We start from the raw sequence: 23412 nt of genomic DNA on the forward strand, positions 1-23412 counted from the left end.
TCATGGACCTGATCAATCTCGATTTCCTCGGTCTTGACATCGCCTTTGCGCTACTGATCGTCTCGACCCTGGTGGCCACCTGGCGCATGTTGAAAGGACCGACCGAAGCGGACCGTGCCATCGCCGGGGATTTGCTGATGTTCGGTGTGGCCGGACTGATCGCGATCTTTGGGGTTCGACTCGGCGGTCAGTTCACCTTCGACATTGTGCTGGTCGCCTCGGTGATCGGATTCCTCTCCGCCATCTCGCTGGGTCGAGCACTCACCAGGGGGCAACGCTAATGGATATCACCACCTTCTCTTTCGTTCTCGGCCAGGTCTTCGTCGTGCTCGGCGCCCTGGTTTTTGCCACCGCAGCCCTGGGCCTGGTGCGGTTTACCGACCCCTTCATGCGCATCTCCGCCGTTGGTACCGCCGGGGGACTGGGCATGATCCTGGTGGTCGTCGGCTGCCTGCTGGTCCAACCCACCGTGGTTGACACGCTCAAGGTCATCCTGATTATCTTCATGCAACTGGGTACCTCCGCGATCGGCACGATGGCCATTGCTCGCTCCAGTTATCTGACTGGCGTACGGATGGACCCCGGCTACTTTGACGAGCTGGACGAAGACGACGTCACCGGAGAGAGTGTGGAAACCCGCTGAGAACCCGGCGCCCCACCGATAGGATGGAAGCTGTGACTGAGCAAGAAAGATCCCGCACCACCGCATCGGATTCCGCCGTGACGTCCCCGGAGCGCTCCCAGCAGAACTCCCGGCTGTTGGTCATCGATGGCCACTCCATGGCGTTTCGGGCCTTCTACGCGCTACCGGCGGAGAACTTCGCCACAACCACCGGGCAACACACCAATGCGGTGTATGGATTCTTGACCATGTTGCTGTCGATGATTCGCGAGCAACAACCCACCCACGTCGCGGTCGCCTTCGACGTCTCCACCCCGACCTTCCGTTCGGAAGAATACGGTGAATACAAGGCCGGTCGGCAAGAAACTCCCGAGGAATTCTCCGGCCAGATTGATCTGATCGGTGAAGTCCTCGAGGCCCTGAACATTCCGGCGATCACCGTCGACGGCTACGAAGCCGACGACATTGTGGCAACCTTCTCGGCGCAAGCCGAGCAAGCCGGTTGGACCACCGTGGTGGTCTCCGGCGACCGGGACGCCTTCCAGCTGATCTCGGAGACCACCGCGGTGTTGTATCCGACCAAGGGTGTCTCCGAAATCCCACCGATGACCACCCAAACGGTGCTGGATAAATACGGGGTTAGGCCAGCGCAGTACCCCGAACTGGCGGCCCTAGTCGGGGAAAAAGCCGATAATCTCCCCGGTGTCCCCGGTGTTGGCGCCGGTTTCGCTTCCAAATGGTTGAAACAATACGGAGATCTGCAGGGCGTGATCGATAACGCTGACCAGATCAAGGGGAAAAAAGGCCAAGCGCTACGCGAGCACCTCGACGATGTGATCCGTAACCGCAAACTCAACGCGCTGGTACGCGACCTAGACCTTCCCATTCAGCTCGAAGCCACCGCGCTGTCTGCACCGGATCACGACCACATCAACGATTTATTCGATTCCCTGGAATTCAACCGCGTGCGCGAACGGGTTTTCGATGTCTTCCATGAACGTCTCGGCCTCGAAGGCTCCTCAGCTCAGGCCTCGGTGGAGGTCACCATCGAGCTGATCACCCAGGCAGCCCAGCTGCGGGATTTTCTCTCCACCCATGGTGGCACTGCGCTCGGGGTTTTCGCCCAGATCACCGCCCCGGAGGTCATCACCCGACGCAAAATCCCGGCCCCTGGTGACTACGGCACCGTGGCCGCAGTCTCTATCGCCACTGAAGACCAGGCCGGTGTGATCGAGCTTTCCGGGTCTACTGACACCGAGCTGATCGCCGAAGTCAACGATTTCTTACTCTCGGGCTCCTACCAAAAAGTGGTCTACGACCTGAAAACACTGATCAAAGCCGGTGGCGCCACCGAGGTGCTCACGCAGTCCTTGAACGAGGACCAAGACCTCCACCACATTGCCGAGGTCGTCGACGACATCCTGCTCTGCGGATACGTGCTCCAGCCGGACCGTCGCGGTTTCGATCTGCCAGCGCTAGCACAGACGTATCTGAACACCACGCTCGAGGTGCCCAAAACAGCACCGGTGAATAAACAGGGTGAGCTCGATCTGGGGGAGACTCACGAGCCAGCACTGAGCCAGGAAATGCAGACCTATCTGGGTCAGGCCGGGTCGATGCTGATCCGACTCCACGAAGTCATGTACCCCGAGCTGATCGCCCGCGATGCGCATCAGCTGGTCACCGAGGTGGAAATTCCGCTCTCCCGAGTGCTGGCCGTGATGGAAGAAACCGGGGTTGCGGTCAATACCAATAAGCTCCACGAGCTCCTGGAAGTCTTTAGTGATCAGGCTCAGGCCGCCGAAGACCGAGCACGGGAATCCATCGACGGTGACCCGGTGAACCTGGGCTCGCCCAAACAGCTTCAAACCGTGCTCTTCGACCGGTTGAATCTACCCAAGACTCGTAAAACGAAAACCGGGCACTCCACTGATGCCGAATCCCTCAATGATCTGCTGGACAAGACCGATCACCCCTTTCTGCACAACCTGATGGCCTATCGAGATGCCACCAAATTGAAACAAACCGTGCAGGGTCTGCTCGATTCGGTGGCTACCGATCAGCGCATCCACACCACCTACTCTCAGACCGCGGCGGCGACGGGGCGACTGTCGAGCCTGAACCCGAACCTGCAGAATATTCCGGTCCGCACTGAAACCGGTCGACGTATTCGCGACATTTTCCAGGCTGGGACCATTCCCGGATGCGATGAACCCACCACACTGCTGACAGCGGATTATTCGCAGATCGAAATGCGCATCATGGCCCACTTGTCCGAGGATGCCGGATTGATCCAGGCTTATCAGGAGGGTGAGGACCTCCACCGGTTCGTCGGCTCCCAGGTCTTTGATGTCCGTCCCGCAGAGGTGACCACTGCGATGCGTGACAAGGTCAAAGCGATGTCCTACGGTCTGGCCTACGGTCTGAGTTCCTTCGGGCTATCCAAACAGCTCAGAATTCCGGTTGATGAGGCCCGCGAGCTGATGAGTTCCTACTTCCAGCGCTTCGGCTCCGTGCAAAAATACCTGCGTGGGGTGGTCAAAGAAGCCCGCAACGACGGCTATACCTCCACGATGATGGGGCGACGTCGCTATCTGCCAGACTTGCAGTCCGATAATCGCCAATTGCGGGATATGGCAGAACGCGCGGCGCTGAATGCCCCGATTCAGGGCTCGGCCGCGGATCTGATCAAGGTCGCGATGCTCGGTGTCGCCCGGCGACTCCGCGAGGAATCGATGAACACGCGGATGTTGTTGCAGGTCCACGACGAACTGATTCTCGAGGTCCCAGAATCAGAACGGGAACGGGCCGAAACAATTCTGGTTGAAGAAATGTCGCAGGCCGCCGAGCTCTCGGTGCCCCTGGATGTGCAAGTCGGACGCGGACGCACCTGGCAGCAAGCAGCCCACTAAGTGCAGAGCACGTCATGTTCCGCGCAATACTGCGGAATTGATCGTGTTGCCACATTGACCTTGACAACGTCATGCCGTAAGATTATCAGGTGCGCCGGCATGCCGGCCCTCTGCTGAGATTTCCCCGCACCGACGCTGAGGCGTCTTCACGATAGCGAGGTCGTTCTCAACATCCAAAGACCATTAGTTAATAAACCATATCCATTCGGAGTCCCTACTACATGACCACTACTACCAATGCCCCACAGGTTGCCGTCAACGACATTGGAACGGAAGACGATTTCCTCAATGCCGTCGATGAGACCATCAAATACTTTAACGATGGCGACCTGGTGGCTGGCACCGTCGTCAAAGTCGACCGCGACGAGGTCCTGCTCGATATCGGCTACAAGACCGAGGGTGTGATCCCGTCTCGTGAACTGTCCATCAAGAATGACGTTGATCCCGACGATGTCGTGGCGGTGGGCGACTCCATTGAAGCCCTGGTGCTGACCAAGGAAGATAAAGAAGGCCGTCTCATTCTGTCCAAGAAGCGTGCTCAGTACGAGCGGGCTTGGGGCGACATCGAGAAGATCAAGGACGAAGACGGTGTGGTCAACGGTACCGTCATCGAGGTGGTCAAGGGTGGCCTGATCCTCGACATCGGGCTGCGTGGCTTCCTGCCGGCATCCCTGGTTGAAATGCGTCGCGTTCGCGACCTGGCCCCCTACATCGGTCAGCAGCTGGAAGCTAAGATCATCGAATTGGATAAGAATCGCAACAACGTGGTGCTGTCCCGTCGTGCCTGGCTGGAGCAGACCCAGTCCGAGGCTCGTTCGAACTTCCTGCAGGCTTTGCAGAAGGGTCAGGTCCGCAACGGTGTGGTCTCTTCGATCGTCAACTTCGGTGCCTTCGTGGACCTGGGTGGCGTCGACGGTCTGGTTCACGTTTCCGAGCTGTCCTGGAAGCACATTGACCACCCCTCTGAGGTGGTCGAAGTGGGCCAGGAAGTCACCGTTGAGGTCCTCGACGTCGACATGGACCGTGAACGCGTCTCCTTGTCGTTGAAGGCCACTCAGGAAGATCCGTGGCAGCTGTTCGCCCGTACCCACGCTCTGGGTCAGATCGTGCCCGGTAAGGTCACCAAGCTGGTACCGTTCGGTGCTTTCGTCCGCGTCGAAGACGGCATCGAAGGTCTGGTGCACATCTCCGAATTGGCACACCGTCACATCGATACCGCCGAGCAGATCGTCTCCGTCGGCGAAATCGTCTACGTCAAGGTCATCGACATCGACCTGGAGCGTCGTCGCATCTCGCTGTCGCTCAAGCAGGCCAATGAGGGCGTTGACCCCGAAGGCACCGAGTTCGACCCGGCTCTGTACGGTATGGCCGCCGACTACGACGAAGAAGGCAACTACAAGTACCCCGAGGGCTTCGACCCCGAGTCCAACGAGTGGATGGAAGGCTACGAAGAGCAGCGTGCTGCTTGGGAGCAGGACTACGCCGATGCTCAGGCCCGCTGGGAAGCTCACAAGGAACAGGTTGCTCGCCACCTGGCCGACAGTGCCGAAGCTGCCGCGGCTGGACCGGTCGACACCGGCCAGGCTTCGTATTCTTCCGAAGAAGAGCACTCCGATGCTGATGACGCCGGTACCCTGGCGTCCGATGAAGCGCTGGCTGCTCTGCGTGAGAAGCTTACCGGCCACTAAACATTGCCTGTCCAGTTCGTCGAGCCGCTGACTGAGACGAACTGTCGAGAACAGTGGGCCCGAGGGAAACTTCCCTCGGGCCCACTGTTTTGATGATGGCTACCATCGCTACGATGACATACGCTAGGCCTCAGACGACGGGGTGGTCTGAGCCTGCCGAGCACGGCGGATGAATGCTTCCATCAGGTGCCGATCCTTGACCCCTCGTTCCTTCTCCACCCCGCTGGAGACGTCGAGCCCCGCCGGATGGTAATTTCGGACCACCTCGGCGACGTTCTCGGGATGGAGCCCACCGGCTAACACCACCGGAATCCTGGCCTCGTGCATCCAATCTGGGGGAGCGGTAAAGGACCCGGTGCCGTGGCTGATGTCGTAGAACCAATACTCGACATTAGGGTGGGCATCGGCACGGGTGGGGGCTTCAGCTGAGGCCACAGCCAAGTGTGCCGGCCGAGGATCATACTCATAGAGTTGGACGGCATCGACAAGATCGAGAGCCTGTTCCACCTCGGTAAAGGTCATCCCCACTGCCATCGTCCGAATCCTGTTCCGGGCTACCCGCGCGAGATCAGCCAGTTGCTCAACCGGGACATACCGAGGTGAGTTCCGAACACACATGAAACCCACCGCATCGTAGCCGAGCTCAGCTGCCCATTCGACATGCTCCGCCCGGGTCACTCCGCACACTTTGATGAACATTGATGGGTGCCTTTCCTCTCTTGCGCTTATCATGAGAATAGCCTGGCTGGCCTAGCCGGTGACTTCAGAGATAGTCACCGTAAAGGATTTGGTCCGCGCCAACTGTGTCGTCGGACCCACCAGACGTTCCAGCTGCGGACGATACTGTAGCCCCGAATTCCATACGGCCACCAATAAGCCGTTCGCGGTCAGCACCCTGCCCGCTGCGACAAACAGGTCGAGTGCAATCTGCCGGGTCACCGCCGAGGACCCGTGATGGAAGGGTGGATTCAACACCACCAGATCAACCGACGCATCAGCAAGTTGCTTCGTATCGGGCTGGTGGTAGACCGCGAAGCGACTGTTATTGTCCAACCCGTTCGCCACCAGGGTCGCGCGCGTTGCACAGACAGCGGCAGCTGAATCATCGGTGGCAATAATCTGCGGGATGGAGGTCTCCAATCCCAGCACGGTAGCCACCGTGCCATTACCACTGCCCAGATCAACGGCTGTACCCGCACCTCGGATAGCATCCTGGAAAGCATGGTTGGTTCCCAAAATCGTCTCCAGCATCAACCGGGTACCCGGATCAACCCGGGCGGCACCAAACGTTAGCCCGTAGGCGCGCAGTGCCAGCTCGTGGTCAAGCACCCGGTCGGTGTTCACCCGGGGGATCCGTGGTGGGGTCTGGCGTGTCGCATCTGGGAGGTGTGGGTCACGGGCACGAATAACACGGGCCTTATACGCACCGCGCGAGGCCGAAACGTGCCCAAAATATTGGCCCAAACGGTCATTAACCGACCGTTGCAGATCTTTCTGTCGTGCCCCGGCGAGTAACACTACGGTCTCCTTGGCCCAGCGGGCCACATGCCATGCGGTTTCCTCCACCGCTTCCAACGGGCGCGGCAACCGATACAGCACCGTGCCGGCACCCTGGAGGATCTCGCGGCTCACCGCATCATCCCACGGTTCGTGGGCGAGATCGGCCTGTGCCCTGAGCCGATCGAAGAGTAGCGCCGAATCTTGCACCACGCGCAGTGGCATGCCCCGGCTTCTCAGCTCCGCGGCCACTGTTCCCTCGGTCTCGTTCACCACCACGACGGGCAGATCCCGATAGCTCGGTGACTGCTCGAGTAGCTCATCGAGTTGGTCGAGCAAGAGTCGATCGACACCGGTGGCAACACGGTGCGTCCGTGATTGAGGGTGATCGGTCATGAGCTGATATCCATCCATTGCGTGCTGGTTGCTACCGGATGGGCAGCTCCCGAGGTGATCGTGGCCAGATCAGTCTGGAGTTTCTCCACTGCACCGCGTTCGTCGCGGATACCGAGCTGAATGTGGGCCGAGGTGCCACCATAATTGGTCCCAAACACCTCGACACCGGTTGCACGCAACTCGTTCTCCCACCGGCCGGCATCGGCGTGCGGTGCGGCAACCTCATACAACAACACCCGCGCCCGACGTCGCACCACTGTGGACTCGAGCCCAGCGACAACGGCATCCGTATAGGCACGGACTAGGCCACCGGCACCGAGTTTAATCCCACCAAAATATCGCACCACTGCCACCACCGTGTCGGATAGATACCCGTCGAACTGAGGGTGAGTGAAACTATACAGGGCTTGCAGCATCGGGATCCCGGCGGTTCCGGCCGGTTCACCATCATCACAGCAGCGTTGTACCGTCCGATCCGGCCCCAGAATAAAGGCTGAACACACATGTCGAGCCCCGTGGTGGTGCTTCCGGATTCGCTCGATCACTTCACGGGCAGCAGACTCGCTCTCAACCCGGTGCACATAGGCGATGAATTCAGATTTCTTGATCTCCAACCGGACTCCGTCGGTCTCGCGCCTGGCGGCGGGGACCAGATAGGATGAGCACTGTGAATCGGGCATAGTCGACAGTCTAGGCGGTTTCGCCAGCTGAGCCCGAGCTCGCCCACCATCCAGGAGGACCTCGATGACACACCTCGGCCTGACCGGAGGAATTGGATCCGGTAAATCGACGGTGGCGAAGATGCTGGCCGAGCTGGGCGCAGTCATCATTGACGCCGACGCCATTGCCCGGTCGCTGATGGCCCCTGGTCAACCGGTGCTACAGGAAGTGGTCGAGCATTTTGGTGAGCACCTTCTCGACGAACACGGACAGCTGGACCGTCACGCCCTGGCCTCGATCGTGTTTAACGACGACCAAGCACGCCAAACACTCAACTCGATCGTCCATCCGGCGGTCCGGGCTGAGACCCTGCGCCAGATTGAGGCTGCCACCGCGGAAGGCTCGGGGGAGACCGTGCTGATTGAAGACATTCCCTTACTGGCCGAAACCGGGCAAGCGGAGCGTTTCGACGGAGTGATCGTGGTAACATGTGATGAGCAGACTCGACTAGAGCGGCTCACCACCCATCGAGGGATGGACCCTGCCGATGCCAAAGCCCGGATGGAGTCCCAAGCCACCGACGCCCAACGCACCCAGATCGCCACGTGGGTCATTGACAATTCCCAATCGCTGGAACACACACAACAACAGGTCAGCGAACTCTGGCAGTCGCTGTACTCCGCTCGGTGAGTTCACCCACGTCTGACAGGGGCGGAGTGACAGTCGAGCCCAACCGCTCGATAGCGGTAGGTCATGGTGTAGCGAAAAGATCTTAATTGTGCAACACGGTCGTGTTGCCGGTCTGAGCCGGGTATCTCAGAGCTATTCTAAGCGCATGCGTAATATGGCGTCATATACAGCGGAGCGACCGGCATCGACGACGGTGTCCGCCGATGGAACCAACACGAGCTCCCACACCGCCGCACGACCCCCACGGTTGCGTGGCTTTGATGGGTTGCGGGCCATTGCCGCCATGGCCGTCTTGGTGTATCACCTCATTCCCGGGTGGGCTCCAGCCGGCTTTGCCGGTGTGGATATGTTTTTCGTGGTCTCCGGCTTCTTAATCACCGCCCTGTTGCTCCAGCAACTACACCGTCACGGACGGCTTGAGCTCAAGAGTTTCTGGGTGCGTCGCTTCCGTCGGCTGGTGCCGGCCGTGGTCGTTACCCTGATCGGTGCCTCCGCTCTGGCTCTGGCGGTCGGCGGCGATGCACTCGTGTCCTTGCCACGCCAGTTTGTTGGTGCACTGACCGGAACCTATAACTGGGTCGAAATCGCCAATGGTGCAAGCTATTTTGAACAGAATTCCCCATTGCTGTTCACCAATATGTGGTCGTTATCCGTGGAGCAACAGTTCTACGTCTTCTGGCCCCTCATCGTTGCGTTGCTCGTCTTTTGGTCCCGGTCCCGACGACTCGCCGTCGTCTTCGCTGTTGCCGCGACGTCGATCGTTGCCCATGTCTGGTTGTCTGGGGTTGACCTCTCCCGTGCCTACATGGGTACCGACACACACCTCTGGGGTCTGATGTTGGGCGCCGGCATCGCCTTAGCGATCCCGGGTGCTCTGAAGATGCCGATCAATCCTACGCGCTATCCCACCCTGTGGGGCGTGGGCGGTTGGCTGGGATTGCTGGCTGCCATCACGATGATGATGGTCCTACCCGAGTCCCTGATGTATCCCTGGGGGATGGTTGCGATTAGTGTGGCCGTGGCCATCACAGTCCGCAGTCTGCTCAACGATGTGGCCCCGTCTCAACCGGCCCTGGCGTTGACCGCCATCCTGGAGAACCCGGTCCTGGTGTGGTTGGGCGTGCGCTCTTACGGGATCTACCTATGGCACTGGCCGCTGTGGGTGCTGATGTACTACCTCAGCCCGACGATGAACCCGCTGCTGGCAGCACTGCCGATCATCGTGCTCAGCATCGTTTTCGCGGAGCTGTCCTACCGCTTCATTGAAACCCCCATCCGCACCCACGGGTTTTTGACCTGGTGTCGTCAGCTGGTAGCGCAAATCACGCAGCTGATGCCGGTAGCCAAGGTCGCAACCATTGCGGGTCTGGCCGGGGTATTGATCGTTGCGGGTTCCGCCATTGCCGTATCGCCACAACAATCCAGCGCCGAGCGAGCCCTGCAACAAGCTGCCGGGGATCAAGACCGCCTCGTGATCGGCTCTGAGTCCGACGATGAAGCCCAGGACGAACCAGGCCAACAGCCCTCGGAGCAACCTTCGGAACAACCCGCCGAGGACCCATCCGCTGCGCCCAGCGACTCCGCTACAGAAACTGCTGAGGATACTGCCACCGAACACGCCTCACCGGTCGGTCATCCCGGCCCAGAAGTCACTGGAGAGAACATCACGATGATCGGTGATTCTCTGCTCGTCGCTGCCGGAAAGACCCTGAATCAGGATTTTCCCGGCATTTATCTCGATGCAGAGATTTCCCGCTCCATCCAGTCTGCGCCGGAGATCTTGAACCGGTTGAAGTCCGAGGGCAAACTGCGACCCTATGTCGTGGTCGGGCTGGCCACAAACGCCGTCATTAGCCAGGATCAGATCGAGACCATTCGCGAGATCATCGGTCCCGATCGGCGCCTGGTGTTGGTGACCGGTTATGGTCCGTCTCGGGCAACCTGGATCGACCCGGCCAACCGGGCCATCCGGGAAGCTGTGAAGAACCACGACGATATTTATCTGGCCGACTGGAATAACGCCATCCAGGACCACCTTGACTTGCTGGCCGATGACTCGGTGCACCCCAAGGACCAGCAGGGACGCGCGCTGTACAGTCAGACCGTCGAGAAGGCCTTGGCCCGGGCTCAGTCGGGAGAACCGCAGGTCTCCTAACGGGTTGCTGGCGCGTTCGCTCTGGGTCTGACGACCGGGCTTTTGCGGTGGCAGACCGGGGGGAGAAGAGTAGGGTAGAGGCATGAGTCTGGCCCAAGAAATCACCCGGCAAGTTGCGCCCTTCAAGGTGGAATCTCCCTATCAGCCCTCTGGCGATCAGCCACGTGCTATCGCCGAATTGGCTGAGCGTGTCAGTGGCGGGGAAAAAGACGTGGTGCTGATGGGGGCCACCGGCACCGGTAAATCTGCGACCGCGGCCTGGACCATTGAACAACTTCAGCGTCCCACCCTGGTGATGGTCCAGAACAAGACTCTGGCCGCCCAGCTGGCCAACGAATTGCGAGACCTGCTTCCGCACAACGCGGTCGAGTACTTCGTTTCCTACTACGACTACTACCAGCCCGAGGCCTACGTCCCGCAGTCGGATACCTTCATTGAAAAAGATTCCTCCATCAATGAGGAAGTCGAACGCCTCCGCCACTCAGCCACCAATGCTTTGCTCACCCGCCGGGACACCGTGGTGGTCTCTACGGTATCGTGCATCTACGGTTTGGGTACCCCGGAGGAATATATCCGCCAGATGGTCACCCTCAAACGGGGCCAAGAGCTGGACCGGGACGAATTGTTGCGTCAGTTCGTGAATATGCAGTATGTGCGCAATGACCACGACTTCCACCGTGGCACCTTCCGGGTCCGTGGCGACACCGTAGAGATCATCCCGATGTATGAAGAGCTTGCGGTCCGTGTGGAATTCTTCGGCGATGAGATCGACTCGATCCAGACCCTGCACCCGCTGACCGGTCACGTGATCCGGGAAGAAGACGAGATGTACATCTTCCCGGCCTCCCACTACGTGGCCGGTGATGACCGGATGGCTCGGGCCATCGAGTCCATCGAGGATGAATTGCGCGTGCGACTGGCAGAGTTAGAGGCCCAAGATAAGTTACTCGAGGCCCAACGGTTGCGGATGCGCACCACCTACGATCTCGAAATGATGCAACAAATGGGCTACTGCAACGGGATTGAGAATTACTCGCGCCATATTGACGGCCGTGGTCCCGGCTCTGCTCCACACTGTTTACTCGACTATTTCCCCGATGACTTCCTGTTGATCATCGACGAATCCCACGTGACCGTGCCCCAAATTGGCGGAATGTATGAAGGGGATATGTCGCGTAAACGCACCCTGGTCGATCACGGGTTCCGGTTGCCCTCAGCATTGGATAACCGGCCACTGAAATGGGATGAGTTCCTCGAGCGCATCGGCCAAACCATTTACCTGTCGGCCACCCCGGGCCCCTACGAGCTGGCCCAAGCCGACGGCGTGGTGGAACAGATTATTCGACCCACCGGACTCATCGACCCCGAGGTCGTGGTCAAGCCCACCAACGGCCAGATCGATGACCTGATGGACGAGATCAATCAGCGAGTCGAGCGTGACGAACGCGTGCTGGTTACTACCCTGACCAAGCGTATGGCCGAAGACCTGACCGAATACCTGATCGAGCACGGGGTCAAGGTCCAGTATCTGCACTCCGATGTCGACACGCTCAAACGGGTGGAGCTGATGACCCAGCTACGCAAGGGCACGTTCGACGTGCTGGTCGGCATTAACCTCTTGCGCGAAGGCTTGGATTTGCCCGAGGTATCGCTGGTGTCAATCTTGGACGCCGATAAGGAAGGATTCCTGCGCTCAACCACCTCGCTGATTCAGACTATTGGTCGTGCCGCCCGCAACGTTTCCGGTCAGGTGCATATGTACGCCGATAAAATCACCGACTCGATGCGACACGCTATCGACGAAACCAACCGTCGTCGTGAAATCCAGCAGGCTTATAACACCGAGCACGGTATCGACCCGCAGCCGTTGCGTAAGCGCATTGCCGACATTACGGACCAACTGGCCCGTGAGGATGCCGACTCCGAAGACTTCCTGTCGGGCATGGGCGGGGTCAAGGCCGGCTTTGATTTTGGTGAGGGACACCGTGGCTACACCTCGATGATCACCGATGAACAGAAATCCCAACAGGCCGATCGTGAGGGCCAGCAGGCCGTGAAGATTGCTGCCCTTCCGGCCAAGGATCTGCAGGACTTGATCGACAACATGTCCCAGCAGATGCATCAGGCCGCCACGGATCTGCAGTTCGAACTTGCCGCACGCCTGCGCGACGAGGTGGCGGAGCTCAAAAAAGAACTGCGTCAGATGAAACAAGCCGGACACGCCTAATATCGTCGTCGAGATGCTACAGTAGTCCACGAACAGGGGAGTATCCCGATCTTTCTCGCGAACGTCAGCACGTGGAGATCATTCTCAACCGGGCGCGAGGCTTGAGCAGAGACCATCAGCTCAAGTGGGAGAGACTTGTGATTCATTCTCGTATCCTCAAAGGAGCTTCCCTGTGGAAATCAACCTTGTGACCTGGTTGGTCACCGTTGCGATCATCCTGGGGTTATTGGCTTTCGACTACTTTGCCCACGCTCGGAAAGCCCATACCCCCACGATCAAAGAAGCCGCGATGTGGTCCTCCATTTACATTGGACTGGCGTTGCTGTTTGGCCTGGTATTTTTCCTCTTCGGCGATACCTCCCACGCCGTGGAGTACTACACCGGGTTCTTACTTGAAAAGTCACTATCGATCGATAACCTGTTCGTGTTCATGATCATCATGAGCAACTTCCAGGTACCGCGCGAGTACCAACAAAAGGTGCTGTTGTTCGGTATTACCTTCGCGCTGATCTCCCGGACGATTTTCATCCTCCTCGGCGCAGCCGTGATCAACGCCTGGTCGGATGTGTTCTACGTCTTCGGTCTGTTCCTGATTCTGCTGGCCGGCCAGCAACTCAAGGGCGAATTGACCTCGGCCGACGAGAAGTCCAATGAGGCCGAAAACATTATGGTGCGCACCGCCCGTCGGATTTTCCCGGTCTCACACGATTATCGCCAGGACAAACTGTTCACTAAAGAACGTGGCAAGCTGATGATCACCCCGATGTTGTTGGTCATGATCGCGATCGGTGCCACCGATGTGCTCTTCGCCTTCGACTCGATCCCCGCGATCTATGGTGTCACCCAGGAGCCCTATATCGTCTTCGCCGCCACCGCTTTCTCGCTGATGGGCTTGCGCCAGCTGTACTTCCTGATCGATGGCTTGCTGGACCGTCTGGTGTACTTGGGATACGGTTTGGCAGCCATTCTCGGCTTCATCGGCATCAAGCTGGTGCTACACGCCCTCCACGAGAACAGTTTGCCGTTTATCAACGGTGGGGAACCAGTGCCGGTTCAAGAAATTCCGACCGAGATGTCGTTGGTGGTTATTATCGCCATCCTGCTCATGGTGGTTGTCACCTCGTTGACCTCGAAGAAGGGCAAGGCGCTGATCGCATTGCAGAATGCGGAGAAGTTCTCCTTCCGGTATTCCAAGCTGGATGACTCCACTACCGAGCAAGAGCGCGAGAAGGCCGCTGCGAAAATGGATGAGTGGACTGAAAAGGCCCGTCGGGTCGAATATAAATACCTAGACGAGCTGATCGAACATAAAGACCAATGGTCCAGCATTATCCGTCAGGCCCACGAGACCCGACTGGAAGACGTCCAACGGTCCGGCCGTTCCGCCCCGGTCTCACAACAGGTGGTCAACGAGTCCGGCTCGATTATTGACCCGCCGGACGACATCGAGGACTCACACGATTCCGCCGAGAAAGAGGGTGCCCGAAGCCAAGACTCGACTCGTCGCTAACCAGCGGGCTGACGGACGCCGTGCTTACCGGTCGTGAATCATCGTGTGCAGGCGGGTGAAGATTTTCGCCCCCGCCTGGCCGATCCCGTCATGATGGTAGGCATCGGTCTCCCACACCTGTAGCTTGGCCACCCGTCCGGCGGTCTCCAGTGACAGGTCGCGATCGACGTAGACATCGTCACGATAGACCGCCGCAGCCACCGGCACCTGGTTCGCTGCCAATTGCTCGAGGTCGTATAACCGGCCCCACCCGGTGTGTTGCGCAATCAATTCGGTCGCCTCAGCAATCGGAATCAGCGTCGGATCAGTGCGGGTATACCACCGGTAGCACATCTCACCGGTCAGCCACGGGGTCTGCGTGACCTCAGCATCGAAGTCTGGATACTCTCTCAGCATCCGTTCGGCCGCCCAGTTGGTGGGCTCGGCGGCTTGATCCGGCTGAGCGTAGATGGCTTCGTGCAGGATTAGATACAGCGGATTTCTGGCCCGGGATACCTGCTCATATACCGCGTGCAGAAAGTGATCGCTGAGCTGATCAGTCCCCGGGATGTACGCTTGCTCCAGCACGTAGTGCAAGGTGTCAACCCGGGTATTGCCACCCAGCATCATCCCCAGGGTTTGCACGCGAGGGACGGTGAGCTTCGACCCATCGGGAAGGACCACTCCGCCGGCACGAACCCGCTGATACACCCGTGCCAACACCCTCAGATCCTCCGGGTAACGGTCGAAGTATTCCTGGTTGCGGGTCCGCATCCGCGCGTAGGTGGCCCGATAGACGCGGTCGGCCGGTCCAGACAGTGGGGCTAGACCGCCGGTGATTAAGCTACCGCACAAACCCTCAGGGGCGAAGCTGAGGTAGCTGAGTGTACAGAATCCGCCAAAGGACTGGCCGAGCGAGACCCACGGCTCGATGCCGAGACCTGTTCGGAGGGCTTCAGCATCGGCCACAATATCCGGTGCCCGGAAATGAGTTAGGTAGTCCGCCTGCGCGGTCGCATCCCCACGGGCACGCAACGTGTGATGATTCAGTGGGGTGGACAGACCGGTGCCACGCTGGTCGAGCATCATCACCCGGTAGGTCTTCAGTGCCTCGGCCAGCCATCCTCCGATGGTGCCCGGCCGTTGACCGGGGGAGCCGGGTCCGCCCTGGAAGTAAATCAACCACGGCTTGGTGTTGATCTCGGAATCCGGGTCATCGTCGGGGTGGCGAAACTCGCGAGCGGTGACCCACAGCATCTCAGGATCGGTTACTGCGCCGGCTTGGTGGTGATCAACCGGAACCTGCACGCGGTGGGTGCGCTGCCGGTACCCATCCTGGCGGGTGGTGAACTCACTGGAGTTCACACCGGTGCTCATCGACGAGACGGACTCCACGGAATCACTCCTTTACTGTATGTGCTAGCCTTCGATTGGTTCACCCACCGATAGCATCGTGATCGCTGGGGCCCCCTGCTCGTTGGAGGCCGCCAAATGCACCACAGCATTCAGTGCCCAGTCGTAGTTTGCCTCGGGATCCACGAGCACTTGGGTAATACTCCAGTAATCACCGGGGCTGGCCCCGAGATCGTCCAACTCGCCAGGGCCCAGCTGCGGCTCGGTGTTGATCCGTAATAACTTCGGGTCGCGTGCCGAGGCGGTATCGTCCAGGTCCTCGTAGTCGGCGAAGAAATCATCCAGCGCGTCGGCCCAATTATCGCTGGTGAACGGGATGGCGCCCTCAGGCAGATAATCCATCCCTTCCAGCTCCGCGTCCTTCTCTGCCCCAAAGAGCTGTACCCGCCGAAACATGGCATTGCGGATCATCACCCGGAACACGCCGGTCTGCTCGGTGAGCTTCGGAGGGCTGGGAGGCTCAGGATTCTCATATTCTTCTCGCGCCTGGTCGATATCGCCGGCAATCAGGTCCTCCCATTCCTCTAACAGCGAGGAATCGGTGAACCGGATCATGGTATCCAGCCAGTCCTGGATCATCTCGATCTCGGCAGTGCGCACATCCTGGGGGATAGTCTGGCGCATGGCCTTCGCCGCATCGGTCAGATACCGCAACACCACGCCTTCAGAGCGAGCCAAGGAGTAAAAGCTGACGAACTCGCCAAAGCTCATCGCACGTTCGTACATATCGCGCACCACCGACTTAGGTTCCAGCTCAAAATCTTTCAGCCAGGGGGCTGCCTGCGCATACACCGCGAACTGTTGCTCGAGAAGCTCACCGAGCGGTTGCGGGTAGGTGGTTTGGTCCAAGATGTTCATCCGCTCGGTATACTCCAGCCCCTCGGCCTTCATCTCGGCCATCTTCTCGTCCTTGGCCTTCTTGGTCTGGGCAGACAGAATCTGTCGTGGCGAATCCAGGGTGGCCTCCACGATCGAGACCATATCCAGGGCATACGTGGGGCTGTCCGGGTCCAATAGCTCAAACGCCGCCAAGGCAAATGGCGACAGCGGCTGGTTCAGTGCAAAATCCGGTTGCAGATCTACCGTGATCTCGAGTTGACGACCAAACTCATCTGGGGTGTCGGATTTGACCAGCACACCTGTGGCCAGTAACTCACGCAAGATGCCGATCGCCTCTCGCTGTAATTGCGCCTGCCGAGCAGGGGTCTCGTCCGAGCGCGTGATCAACCGACGCACATGCCGGACCGGGTTCCCCACTCGTTCGACCAGGTTCAGCACCATCGAGTGGTTGATTCGCAGCTGCGAGACCATCGGCTCCGGCTCAGCAGCGACCAGCTTGTCGAAGGTCTTTTCCGACCACGACACAAAACCTTCCGGCGGTTTTTTCTTTGCCGAGGACTTGCTGGACTGTTTGATGCGCCGGGCCCGCTCCTGCGGATCCTTAATGCCGGCAAATTTCTGTTCCAATTTGGCCTGCTCGGCCTGATTCTCAATCACATGCTCGGGTGCTTGAACGACCACATAACCGGCAGTATCAAAACCGGCACGTCCGGCCCGGCCGGCGATCTGGTGAAATTCGCGAGCATTCAGGTGCCGGGTTTTGCGCCCATCAAACTTACTCAGCGCGGTGATCAACACGGTGCGAATCGGCACGTTAATACCCACACCCAGCGTGTCGGTACCGCAGATGATTTTCAGCGTGCCCTGCTGAGCGAGCTTTTCAACCAACCGGCGATACTTGGGCAACATTCCGGCGTGATGAACCCCGATCCCGGCCTTGAGGAGCCTTTTCAGCGTCTTGCCAAACCCGGCCTGGAAGGGAAAGGTCTCCAGCTGTTCGGCCAGTTGCGCTTGCTCTGCTTTGCTCAGGACCGCCAGCGAGGAGAGATTGCTGGCCTGCTCAACGGCGTCCAGTTGCGAGAAGTGCACAATATAGATCGGTGCCTGATCGGCTGCCACCAACTGTTCTGCCCGGTGGGCCACCGACTGTTCGGAGTAGCTAAAATGCAACGGAATCGGCCGGGTGGCGGCGGTAACGGTCACAGTGGGCTTGCCGGTTGCCTCGGTGAGGCGCTGTTCGAACCGGGTGGTGTCGCCCAGGGTGGCGCTCATCAGCAAGAACTGGGCCTGGGGGAGCTCAATCAGCGGGACCTGCCAGGCCCAGCCACGGGCCGGATCGGCGTAGTAGTGGAACTCGTCCATGATCACCTGGCCGATGTCCAGTCCGGTGCCTTCCCGCAGGGCCACATTCGCCAGAATTTCCGCGGTGCAACAAATAATCGGCGCCTGAGCATTCACCGAAGCATCCCCGGTGATCATTCCCACGTTCTCGGCCCCAAAAATATCCACTAGGTCGAAGAATTTTTCTGAGACCAACGCCTTGATCGGTGCGGTGTAGTAAGACACCTGGTGCTGGGCCAACGACAAAAAGTGCGCGGCCAAAGCCACCATCGACTTCCCAGATCCGGTCGGGGTGGCCATAATGACGTTCTTGGATTCCAACAGCTCGGTGACCGCCTGGTCCTGGGCCGGATACAGCGTGATGCCACGGGAGCCGACCCACTGCGTGAAACGGTCGTAGAGCTCAGCCGGATCCTGGGCGGTGCGGTCTTGGTGGTCGGGAAGAACGTCAGTCAAAAGCATCATCTCGTACTCTACGGCAGTTGCGCGCTCGCTTCAGTGGCCGTAGACCGGCACCGGAAAGCCGGCACCGAAACGATCTGTTTCTTTGGGTGTCAGTGCCCCAGCGGCACCACCGTTGCGTGGGTCTACGGTAGAGGTATGGAGAATTTCATCTGGGATCCGAGCCAGTATGCTGTCTTCGCCGGGCACCGGGCCCGTCCCTTCTATGATCTCAGTGCTGCGATCTACGCCGATCAACCCCGCACCGTGGTGGATATGGGATGCGGGCCTGGGAACATGACCCGCACCCTGGCCCAACGGTGGCCGCAGGCGGAGGTCATTGGTCTGGATTCCTCCCGAGAAATGGTTCAAGAAGCTCGCCTCAGCCTTCAGGACGACCCACAGGCCCCCACGAACCTGCGGTTTGAGCACATCGAGGCCGAACAGTGGGAGCCCGATGCCTCGGTGGACGTGGTGGTCTCCAATGCCATGTTGCAGTGGATACCCAACCACCGGCAATTGATGGACCGCTGGTTGGGGCAGATGTCACCGGGTGCCTGGTTTGCGATGCAGGTCCCCGGCAATTATTCGGCACCCTCCCACAGGACGATTGCCGAGCTGGCGAATCGGCCCGAATATGCTGAAGCCTCCCAGCGGACCTACACCGGCGAATCGATCTACACCCCGCGAGAATACACGCACACGCTGATCCGTCGGGGATTCCGACCCAATGTGTGGGAGACGAGTTATCACCAGGTACTGACCGGGGAAGAACCGGTCTACAACTGGGTAAAAGGTGCCGCCCTGCGTCCGGTGCTCCAAGGTCTTGCCGAGATTGATGAGCGCGACGGCTCCAATCTGCAAGCCGCATATCTGAGTGAATACCGAGAGCGGATGTTGCACGACTACCCGCCCTACACCAGCCCGGATGGCACCGTGGTCACCATCTTCCCGATGCGCCGGGTGTTCGTGGTAGGCCATAAAGAGCTGGACTACACCATCTAACCATCGGTATCGGCGGTACCGCTCGTCACCGGTTCAGCCCGGTCCTGGGCCGGGTTACCAGCCGCGTTGTTTCCACTCGTCCAAGTGCGGACGCTCCGCGCCCAGGGTGGTGTGATCGCCATGTCCAGGCAACACCACCGTGTCGTCGGGATAGCGATCAAACACTCGCGCGGTGACATCGGCAAACAGTTGCGCGAAGCGTTGGGGGTCCTGGTCCGTATTGCCCACACCCCCAGGGAAGAGCGAATCACCGCTGAAAATCACCGGCGACTCGTCGTCGTCCGCTCGATAGGCCAGGGCTACCGATCCCGGGGTGTGCCCGCGCAATCCAATCACATCCAGGCTGATCCCGTCGAACTGGGCGGTGTCACCGTGGTGGAGCACCACGGTCGGAGCCACGCCGGTAGCTTCTGCAATGGCCTCGGCATCGGCAGCACCGGCCGCGGTCGGCGCCCCGGTGGTCTCGGCCACCGCGGCCAGCGCCCGAATGTGATCCCAGTGCTGGTGGGTGGTAATAATGACCGCCACGTGCGGTTCACAGGGCGTATCGGCACGGGCGGATTCCAGTAGCTCGTCAATGGCCTCGGGGGAGTCGGCAGCATCGATAAGCACTTGCGTACCGGAACACTTGGAGGTCAGCAGGTAGACGTTATTGCGCATCTCGGAGACCCAGCGGCTGCGGATGGTGACCTGTGGCAGGTCCGCGATCACGCGAATCTCACCGGCTTCGGGGTGGTTGCTGGGCTGGGTCGAGGTATCGTGACTGGGCATAGCGCTCAGTTTAGGGTCTGGGTGGGCTGACTGTACAGGTCAGCACCGACGCGCTCAGGGCCGGATTAGCTGTCGGCAAACATACCGGCAGACCGGACTACCATAGAGCAGGTAGGCTTGTCGGCTCCGCGCTGTGTCACTGCCTGTGCCCTGGTAGCACAGCGGGAGAATTCCTGATCACGAGCTGCTCGCGATCTGACTGACAACGACCTGAGAACAACTGCGACCGTGTAAGTCGGAGAGGACCTAGACGATACCGTGACCACTACCTCGACCGGTTCAGAGAACTACTCGCTGGCCTCGGGACCCCACCCGGGACAGACCGTCGCTCACCATGATTCGGTCGAAGCCGACCGGATCATTGTGGCCGGCGCCCGTGAGCACAATCTGAAAAATGTCAGTATCGATATTCCTCGCAATGCTTTCGTGGTGTTTACCGGACTATCTGGCTCCGGTAAGTCGTCCTTGGCGTTTGACACCATCTTCGCCGAGGGCCAACGCCGGTACGTGGAATCACTGTCTGCCTATGCCCGGATGTTCTTGGGCCGTGTCGATAAGCCCCAGGTTGATTTTATTGAGGGACTCTCCCCGGCGGTATCGATCGACCAGAAATCCACTTCGAAGAACCCTCGGTCCACCGTGGGCACGATCACCGAAATCCACGACTATATGCGCCTGCTGTGGGCCCGGATCGGGACTCCGCACTGCCCGGAGTGCGGTGAGCCTGCCTCCCAGCAGACCCCGCAACAAATCGTCGATCAGTTGCTGGAATTACCGGAGAAAACCCGCTTCCAGATCCTGGCCCCGGTGGTGCGCGGCCGCAAGGGCGAATTCGCCGACCTCTTTGCCGAGCTCTCCCAGCAAGGCTTCTCCCGCGCCATCGTGGACGGAGAGCAGATCCAGCTGGCCGAGGCCACCAAGCTGCAGAAACAGTACAAGCACAATATCGCCGTGATCGTTGACCGGCTGGTGATCCGCGACGGTATCCGCACCCGACTGACCGACTCGGTCGAAACCGCCCTGAAACTTGCCGAGGGGATCTTGGTCGTCGATTTCGTCGACGTCAAAGCCGAGATTGACCCGGAGAAAAAGAACACCGCCGAATGGGTCGCCGAAGATGAGCAGGGCCGGGCCAAATATCGGTCGTTTTCCGAAAAGCTGTCCTGCCCCAACGGGCACGTGCAGACCATTGACGAAATCGAACCCCGCTCGTTCTCCTTCAATAGCCCCTTCGGCGCCTGCCCGACCTGTACCGGTATCGGCTCCCGGTTGCAGGTTGATCAGGACTTAGTGATCCCAGACCCGGATCTGAGCCTGGAAGAAGGCGCGATCGCACCCTGGCACATGGGTAAAGCCGCCTCCCAGTATTGGCAACGGCTGATGGCAGGTCTGGCCGATGAGCTGGGCTTTTCGATGACCACCCCGTGGAAAGAGTTGCCCGCCAAGGCCAAAAAAGCGCTGTTGCACGGCAATAATTACAAGGTCGAAGTGGCATACCGCAACCGGTGGGGTCGGGAACGGCGTTACACGTCCGGTTTCGAGGGCGTGGTGGACTACATTAAGCGCAAATACGCCGAAACCGAATCCGATCACGCCCGTGATCGGTATGAGTCCTATATGCGCCAGGTGGCCTGCCCGGATTGCCACGGTGCCCGGCTGAACCCCACTTCGCTGTCGGTGATGGTTGGGGGAAAATCAATCGCCGAGGTCTCGGCCATGCCCATGGAAGACACCATTGACTTCATGGAGAACTTGCAACTCAGTGACCGGGACGCCAAAATCGCCGACCAGGTGCTCAAAGAAATCAACGCCCGGTTGCACTTCTTGATCGATGTTGGTCTGGACTATCTGAACCTGGAACGCCCGGCAGCCACTCTCTCGGGTGGTGAAGCCCAGCGTATCCGGCTAGCCACCCAAATCGGATCCGGTCTGGTCGGGGTGCTCTACGTACTCGACGAGCCCTCGATCGGGCTCCACCAGCGCGATAACTCCCGCCTGATTGGCACATTATTGCGCCTGCGGGATTTGGGCAATACCTTGATCGTGGTCGAACATGATGAGGAAACCATTGAAGCTGCCGACTGGATTGTCGATATTGGCCCGGCTGCCGGACGGGCCGGGGGAGAGGTGGTCCACTCCGGTTCGCTCGAAGATCTCAAAAACAACACCCGCTCGATCACTGGCGACTATTTGGCTCATCGACGCACCATCGACGTTCCCGCGACCCGCCGACCGATTGACCGCCAGCGGATCGTCCGAGTGGTCGGCGCCCGCGAAAATAACCTCGATAACGTCACCGTCGACTTCCCCTTGGGAACTTTCATCGCGGTGACCGGTGTCTCCGGATCGGGGAAGTCCACCCTGGTCAATGAGGTCCTGTACAAGGTCATGGCCAATGAACTCAATAACGCGCGCCTGGTGCCGGGCCGGCATAAGAAAGTCACGGGTCTGGACCAGTTGGACAAGGTGGTCCACGTCGATCAGTCCCCGATCGGACGTACGCCTCGGTCCAACCCAGCTACCTATACCGGCGTCTTCGACGCGATCCGTAAGCTCTTCGCTGACACCCCCGAAGCAAAAGTGCGTGGCTATCAGCCCGGCCGATTCTCCTTCAATATCAAGGGTGGTCGCTGTGAGGCCTGCTCCGGTGATGGCACACTAAAGATCGAAATGAACTTCTTGCCGGATGTCTATGTGCCCTGCGAGGTCTGTCACGGAGCCCGGTATAACCGCGAAACTCTCGAGGTCCACTATAAGGGCAAAAATATTGCCGAAGTGCTGGATATGCCGATCGCTGAGGCCGCCGAGTTCTTCTCCGCCTACGGAAAGATCTCTCGTTATCTGAACACACTGGTCGATGTCGGCCTTGGCTACGTGAAGCTAGGCCAACCGGCGACCACACTATCCGGTGGTGAAGCTCAGCGGGTCAAACTCGCCACCGAACTGCAAAAACGCACGGCAGGGCGGGCGGTCTATGTGCTTGATGAACCGACCACTGGCCTGCACTTTGAAGATATCCGTAAGCTGTTGTTGGTGTTGACTCGGCTGGTTAATAAGGGCAATACCGTGATCACCATCGAACACAACCTGGACGTGGTGAAATCAGCCGACTGGATTATCGATATGGGACCCGAAGGCGGTTCCGGTGGTGGCCAGGTCGTCGCCACCGGAACCCCCGAACAGGTGGCCACCGTCCAGGGGTCCTATACCGGTCAATACCTGGCCCCGCTACTCCATGGCGCACAGGACTAACCACGTGGAGGAT

At 59.4% G+C, this 23412-nt stretch carries 16 protein-coding genes; 10 read left to right on the plus strand and 6 right to left on the minus strand.

The window, feature by feature from the left end; genetic code table 11:
* Positions 1–2: 2 nt before the first annotated feature.
* From DCC25_RS06285 to rpsA, 4 genes are all read left to right on the plus strand, one after another.
* Entirely contained in the window at positions 3–281 is a 279-nt protein-coding gene (locus DCC25_RS06285; protein WP_110098270.1) for a monovalent cation/H+ antiporter complex subunit F, read from the plus strand.
* Entirely contained in the window at positions 281–643 is a 363-nt protein-coding gene (locus DCC25_RS06290; protein WP_110098271.1) for a monovalent cation/H(+) antiporter subunit G, read from the plus strand. The genes DCC25_RS06285 and DCC25_RS06290 overlap by 1 nt, the downstream gene beginning before the upstream one ends.
* A 23-nt stretch (positions 644–666) precedes the next feature.
* Positions 667–3534 (plus strand): DNA polymerase I, encoded by a 2868-nt coding sequence (polA, locus tag DCC25_RS06295; RefSeq protein WP_110101040.1) that lies wholly within the window; start codon positions 667–669, stop codon positions 3532–3534.
* 221 nt (positions 3535–3755) lie between these two features.
* Positions 3756–5222 carry a 30S ribosomal protein S1 gene (rpsA, locus tag DCC25_RS06300; protein WP_110101041.1) on the plus strand — a complete coding sequence of 489 codons (1467 nt, stop codon included), beginning with the start codon at positions 3756–3758 and terminating at the stop codon, positions 5220–5222.
* 123 nt (positions 5223–5345) lie between these two features.
* Here rpsA and DCC25_RS06305 read toward each other — a convergent pair whose 3' ends face one another.
* From DCC25_RS06305 to DCC25_RS06315, 3 genes are read right to left on the minus strand one after another with little or no spacing between them, the layout of a single operon-like run.
* Positions 5346–5921 (minus strand): hypothetical protein, encoded by a 576-nt coding sequence (locus DCC25_RS06305; RefSeq protein WP_158278384.1) that lies wholly within the window; start codon positions 5919–5921, stop codon positions 5346–5348.
* 51 nt (positions 5922–5972) lie between these two features.
* Positions 5973–7115 (minus strand): class I SAM-dependent methyltransferase, encoded by a 1143-nt coding sequence (locus tag DCC25_RS06310; protein WP_158524747.1) that lies wholly within the window; start codon positions 7113–7115, stop codon positions 5973–5975.
* Positions 7112–7795 carry a YigZ family protein gene (locus tag DCC25_RS06315; protein ID WP_110101043.1) on the minus strand — a complete coding sequence of 228 codons (684 nt, stop codon included), beginning with the start codon at positions 7793–7795 and terminating at the stop codon, positions 7112–7114. The genes DCC25_RS06310 and DCC25_RS06315 overlap by 4 nt, the downstream gene beginning before the upstream one ends.
* 64 nt (positions 7796–7859) lie before the next feature.
* On the opposite strand from DCC25_RS06315, the gene coaE reads away from it, so the two are divergent.
* From coaE to DCC25_RS06335, 4 genes are all read left to right on the plus strand, one after another.
* Positions 7860–8465, plus strand: a complete 606-nt coding sequence (coaE, locus tag DCC25_RS06320; RefSeq protein WP_110101044.1) for a dephospho-CoA kinase — start codon at positions 7860–7862, stop codon at positions 8463–8465.
* Positions 8466–8658: 193 nt separating this feature from the next.
* A complete protein-coding gene (locus tag DCC25_RS06325) occupies positions 8659–10620 on the plus strand; it encodes an acyltransferase family protein (protein WP_158524748.1) in 1962 nt (653 codons plus the stop codon).
* Between the two features lie 82 nt (positions 10621–10702).
* The gene (gene uvrB, locus DCC25_RS06330) at positions 10703–12847 is read left to right on the plus strand and encodes an excinuclease ABC subunit UvrB (RefSeq protein WP_110101046.1); all 2145 of its coding nucleotides are present in this window, start codon (positions 10703–10705) and stop codon (positions 12845–12847) included.
* A 172-nt stretch (positions 12848–13019) separates the two neighbouring features.
* A complete protein-coding gene (locus DCC25_RS06335) occupies positions 13020–14357 on the plus strand; it encodes a TerC family protein (RefSeq protein WP_110101047.1) in 1338 nt (445 codons plus the stop codon).
* A 24-nt stretch (positions 14358–14381) separates the two neighbouring features.
* Here the strand turns inward: DCC25_RS06335 and DCC25_RS06340 are convergent, their stop codons facing one another.
* Both DCC25_RS06340 and DCC25_RS06345 read right to left on the minus strand, forming a co-directional pair.
* Positions 14382–15731, minus strand: coding sequence for an alpha/beta fold hydrolase (locus DCC25_RS06340; RefSeq protein WP_233487932.1), 1350 nt, complete (start codon positions 15729–15731; stop codon positions 14382–14384).
* 24 nt (positions 15732–15755) lie between these two features.
* Entirely contained in the window at positions 15756–18392 is a 2637-nt protein-coding gene (locus DCC25_RS06345) for an RNA helicase (RefSeq protein ID WP_110101077.1), read from the minus strand.
* A gap of 138 nt (positions 18393–18530) precedes the next feature.
* Between DCC25_RS06345 and DCC25_RS06350 the strand changes: the two genes are divergently transcribed.
* On the plus strand, positions 18531–19376 hold the full coding sequence (locus DCC25_RS06350; RefSeq protein ID WP_110101048.1) for a methyltransferase domain-containing protein: 846 nt from the start codon (positions 18531–18533) through the stop codon (positions 19374–19376).
* A 54-nt stretch (positions 19377–19430) separates the two neighbouring features.
* Here the strand turns inward: DCC25_RS06350 and DCC25_RS06355 are convergent, their stop codons facing one another.
* Complete coding sequence (locus tag DCC25_RS06355) at positions 19431–20147, minus strand: MBL fold metallo-hydrolase (RefSeq protein WP_110098282.1); 717 nt, start codon at positions 20145–20147, stop codon at positions 19431–19433.
* 294 nt (positions 20148–20441) lie between these two features.
* Here DCC25_RS06355 and uvrA point away from each other — a divergent pair, with 294 nt between their 5' ends.
* The gene (gene uvrA, locus DCC25_RS06360) at positions 20442–23399 is read left to right on the plus strand and encodes an excinuclease ABC subunit UvrA (RefSeq protein ID WP_110101078.1); all 2958 of its coding nucleotides are present in this window, start codon (positions 20442–20444) and stop codon (positions 23397–23399) included.
* Positions 23400–23412 lie beyond the last annotated feature (13 nt).

The organism is Auritidibacter sp. NML120636 (assembly GCF_003185945.1).
GTDB lineage: Bacteria > Actinomycetota > Actinomycetes > Actinomycetales > Micrococcaceae > Auritidibacter > Auritidibacter ignavus.

Excerpts from the sequence above, each read along its gene's own strand:
- DCC25_RS06285 (WP_110098270.1), top strand. The coding sequence starts at position 3 with ATGGACCTGATCAATCTCGATTTCCTCGGTCTTGACATCGCCTTTGCG.
- DCC25_RS06290 (WP_110098271.1), top strand. The coding sequence starts at position 281 with ATGGATATCACCACCTTCTCTTTCGTTCTCGGCCAGGTCTTCGTCGTG.
- polA (WP_110101040.1), top strand. The coding sequence starts at position 667 with ATGGAAGCTGTGACTGAGCAAGAAAGATCCCGCACCACCGCATCGGAT.
- rpsA (WP_110101041.1), top strand. The coding sequence starts at position 3,756 with ATGACCACTACTACCAATGCCCCACAGGTTGCCGTCAACGACATTGGA.
- DCC25_RS06305 (WP_158278384.1), bottom strand. The coding sequence starts at position 5,921 with ATGTTCATCAAAGTGTGCGGAGTGACCCGGGCGGAGCATGTCGAATGG.
- DCC25_RS06310 (WP_158524747.1), bottom strand. The coding sequence starts at position 7,115 with ATGACCGATCACCCTCAATCACGGACGCACCGTGTTGCCACCGGTGTC.
- DCC25_RS06315 (WP_110101043.1), bottom strand. The coding sequence starts at position 7,795 with ATGCCCGATTCACAGTGCTCATCCTATCTGGTCCCCGCCGCCAGGCGC.
- coaE (WP_110101044.1), top strand. The coding sequence starts at position 7,860 with ATGACACACCTCGGCCTGACCGGAGGAATTGGATCCGGTAAATCGACG.
- uvrB (WP_110101046.1), top strand. The coding sequence starts at position 10,703 with ATGAGTCTGGCCCAAGAAATCACCCGGCAAGTTGCGCCCTTCAAGGTG.
- DCC25_RS06345 (WP_110101077.1), bottom strand. The coding sequence starts at position 18,392 with ATGCTTTTGACTGACGTTCTTCCCGACCACCAAGACCGCACCGCCCAG.
- DCC25_RS06350 (WP_110101048.1), top strand. The coding sequence starts at position 18,531 with ATGGAGAATTTCATCTGGGATCCGAGCCAGTATGCTGTCTTCGCCGGG.
- DCC25_RS06355 (WP_110098282.1), bottom strand. The coding sequence starts at position 20,147 with ATGCCCAGTCACGATACCTCGACCCAGCCCAGCAACCACCCCGAAGCC.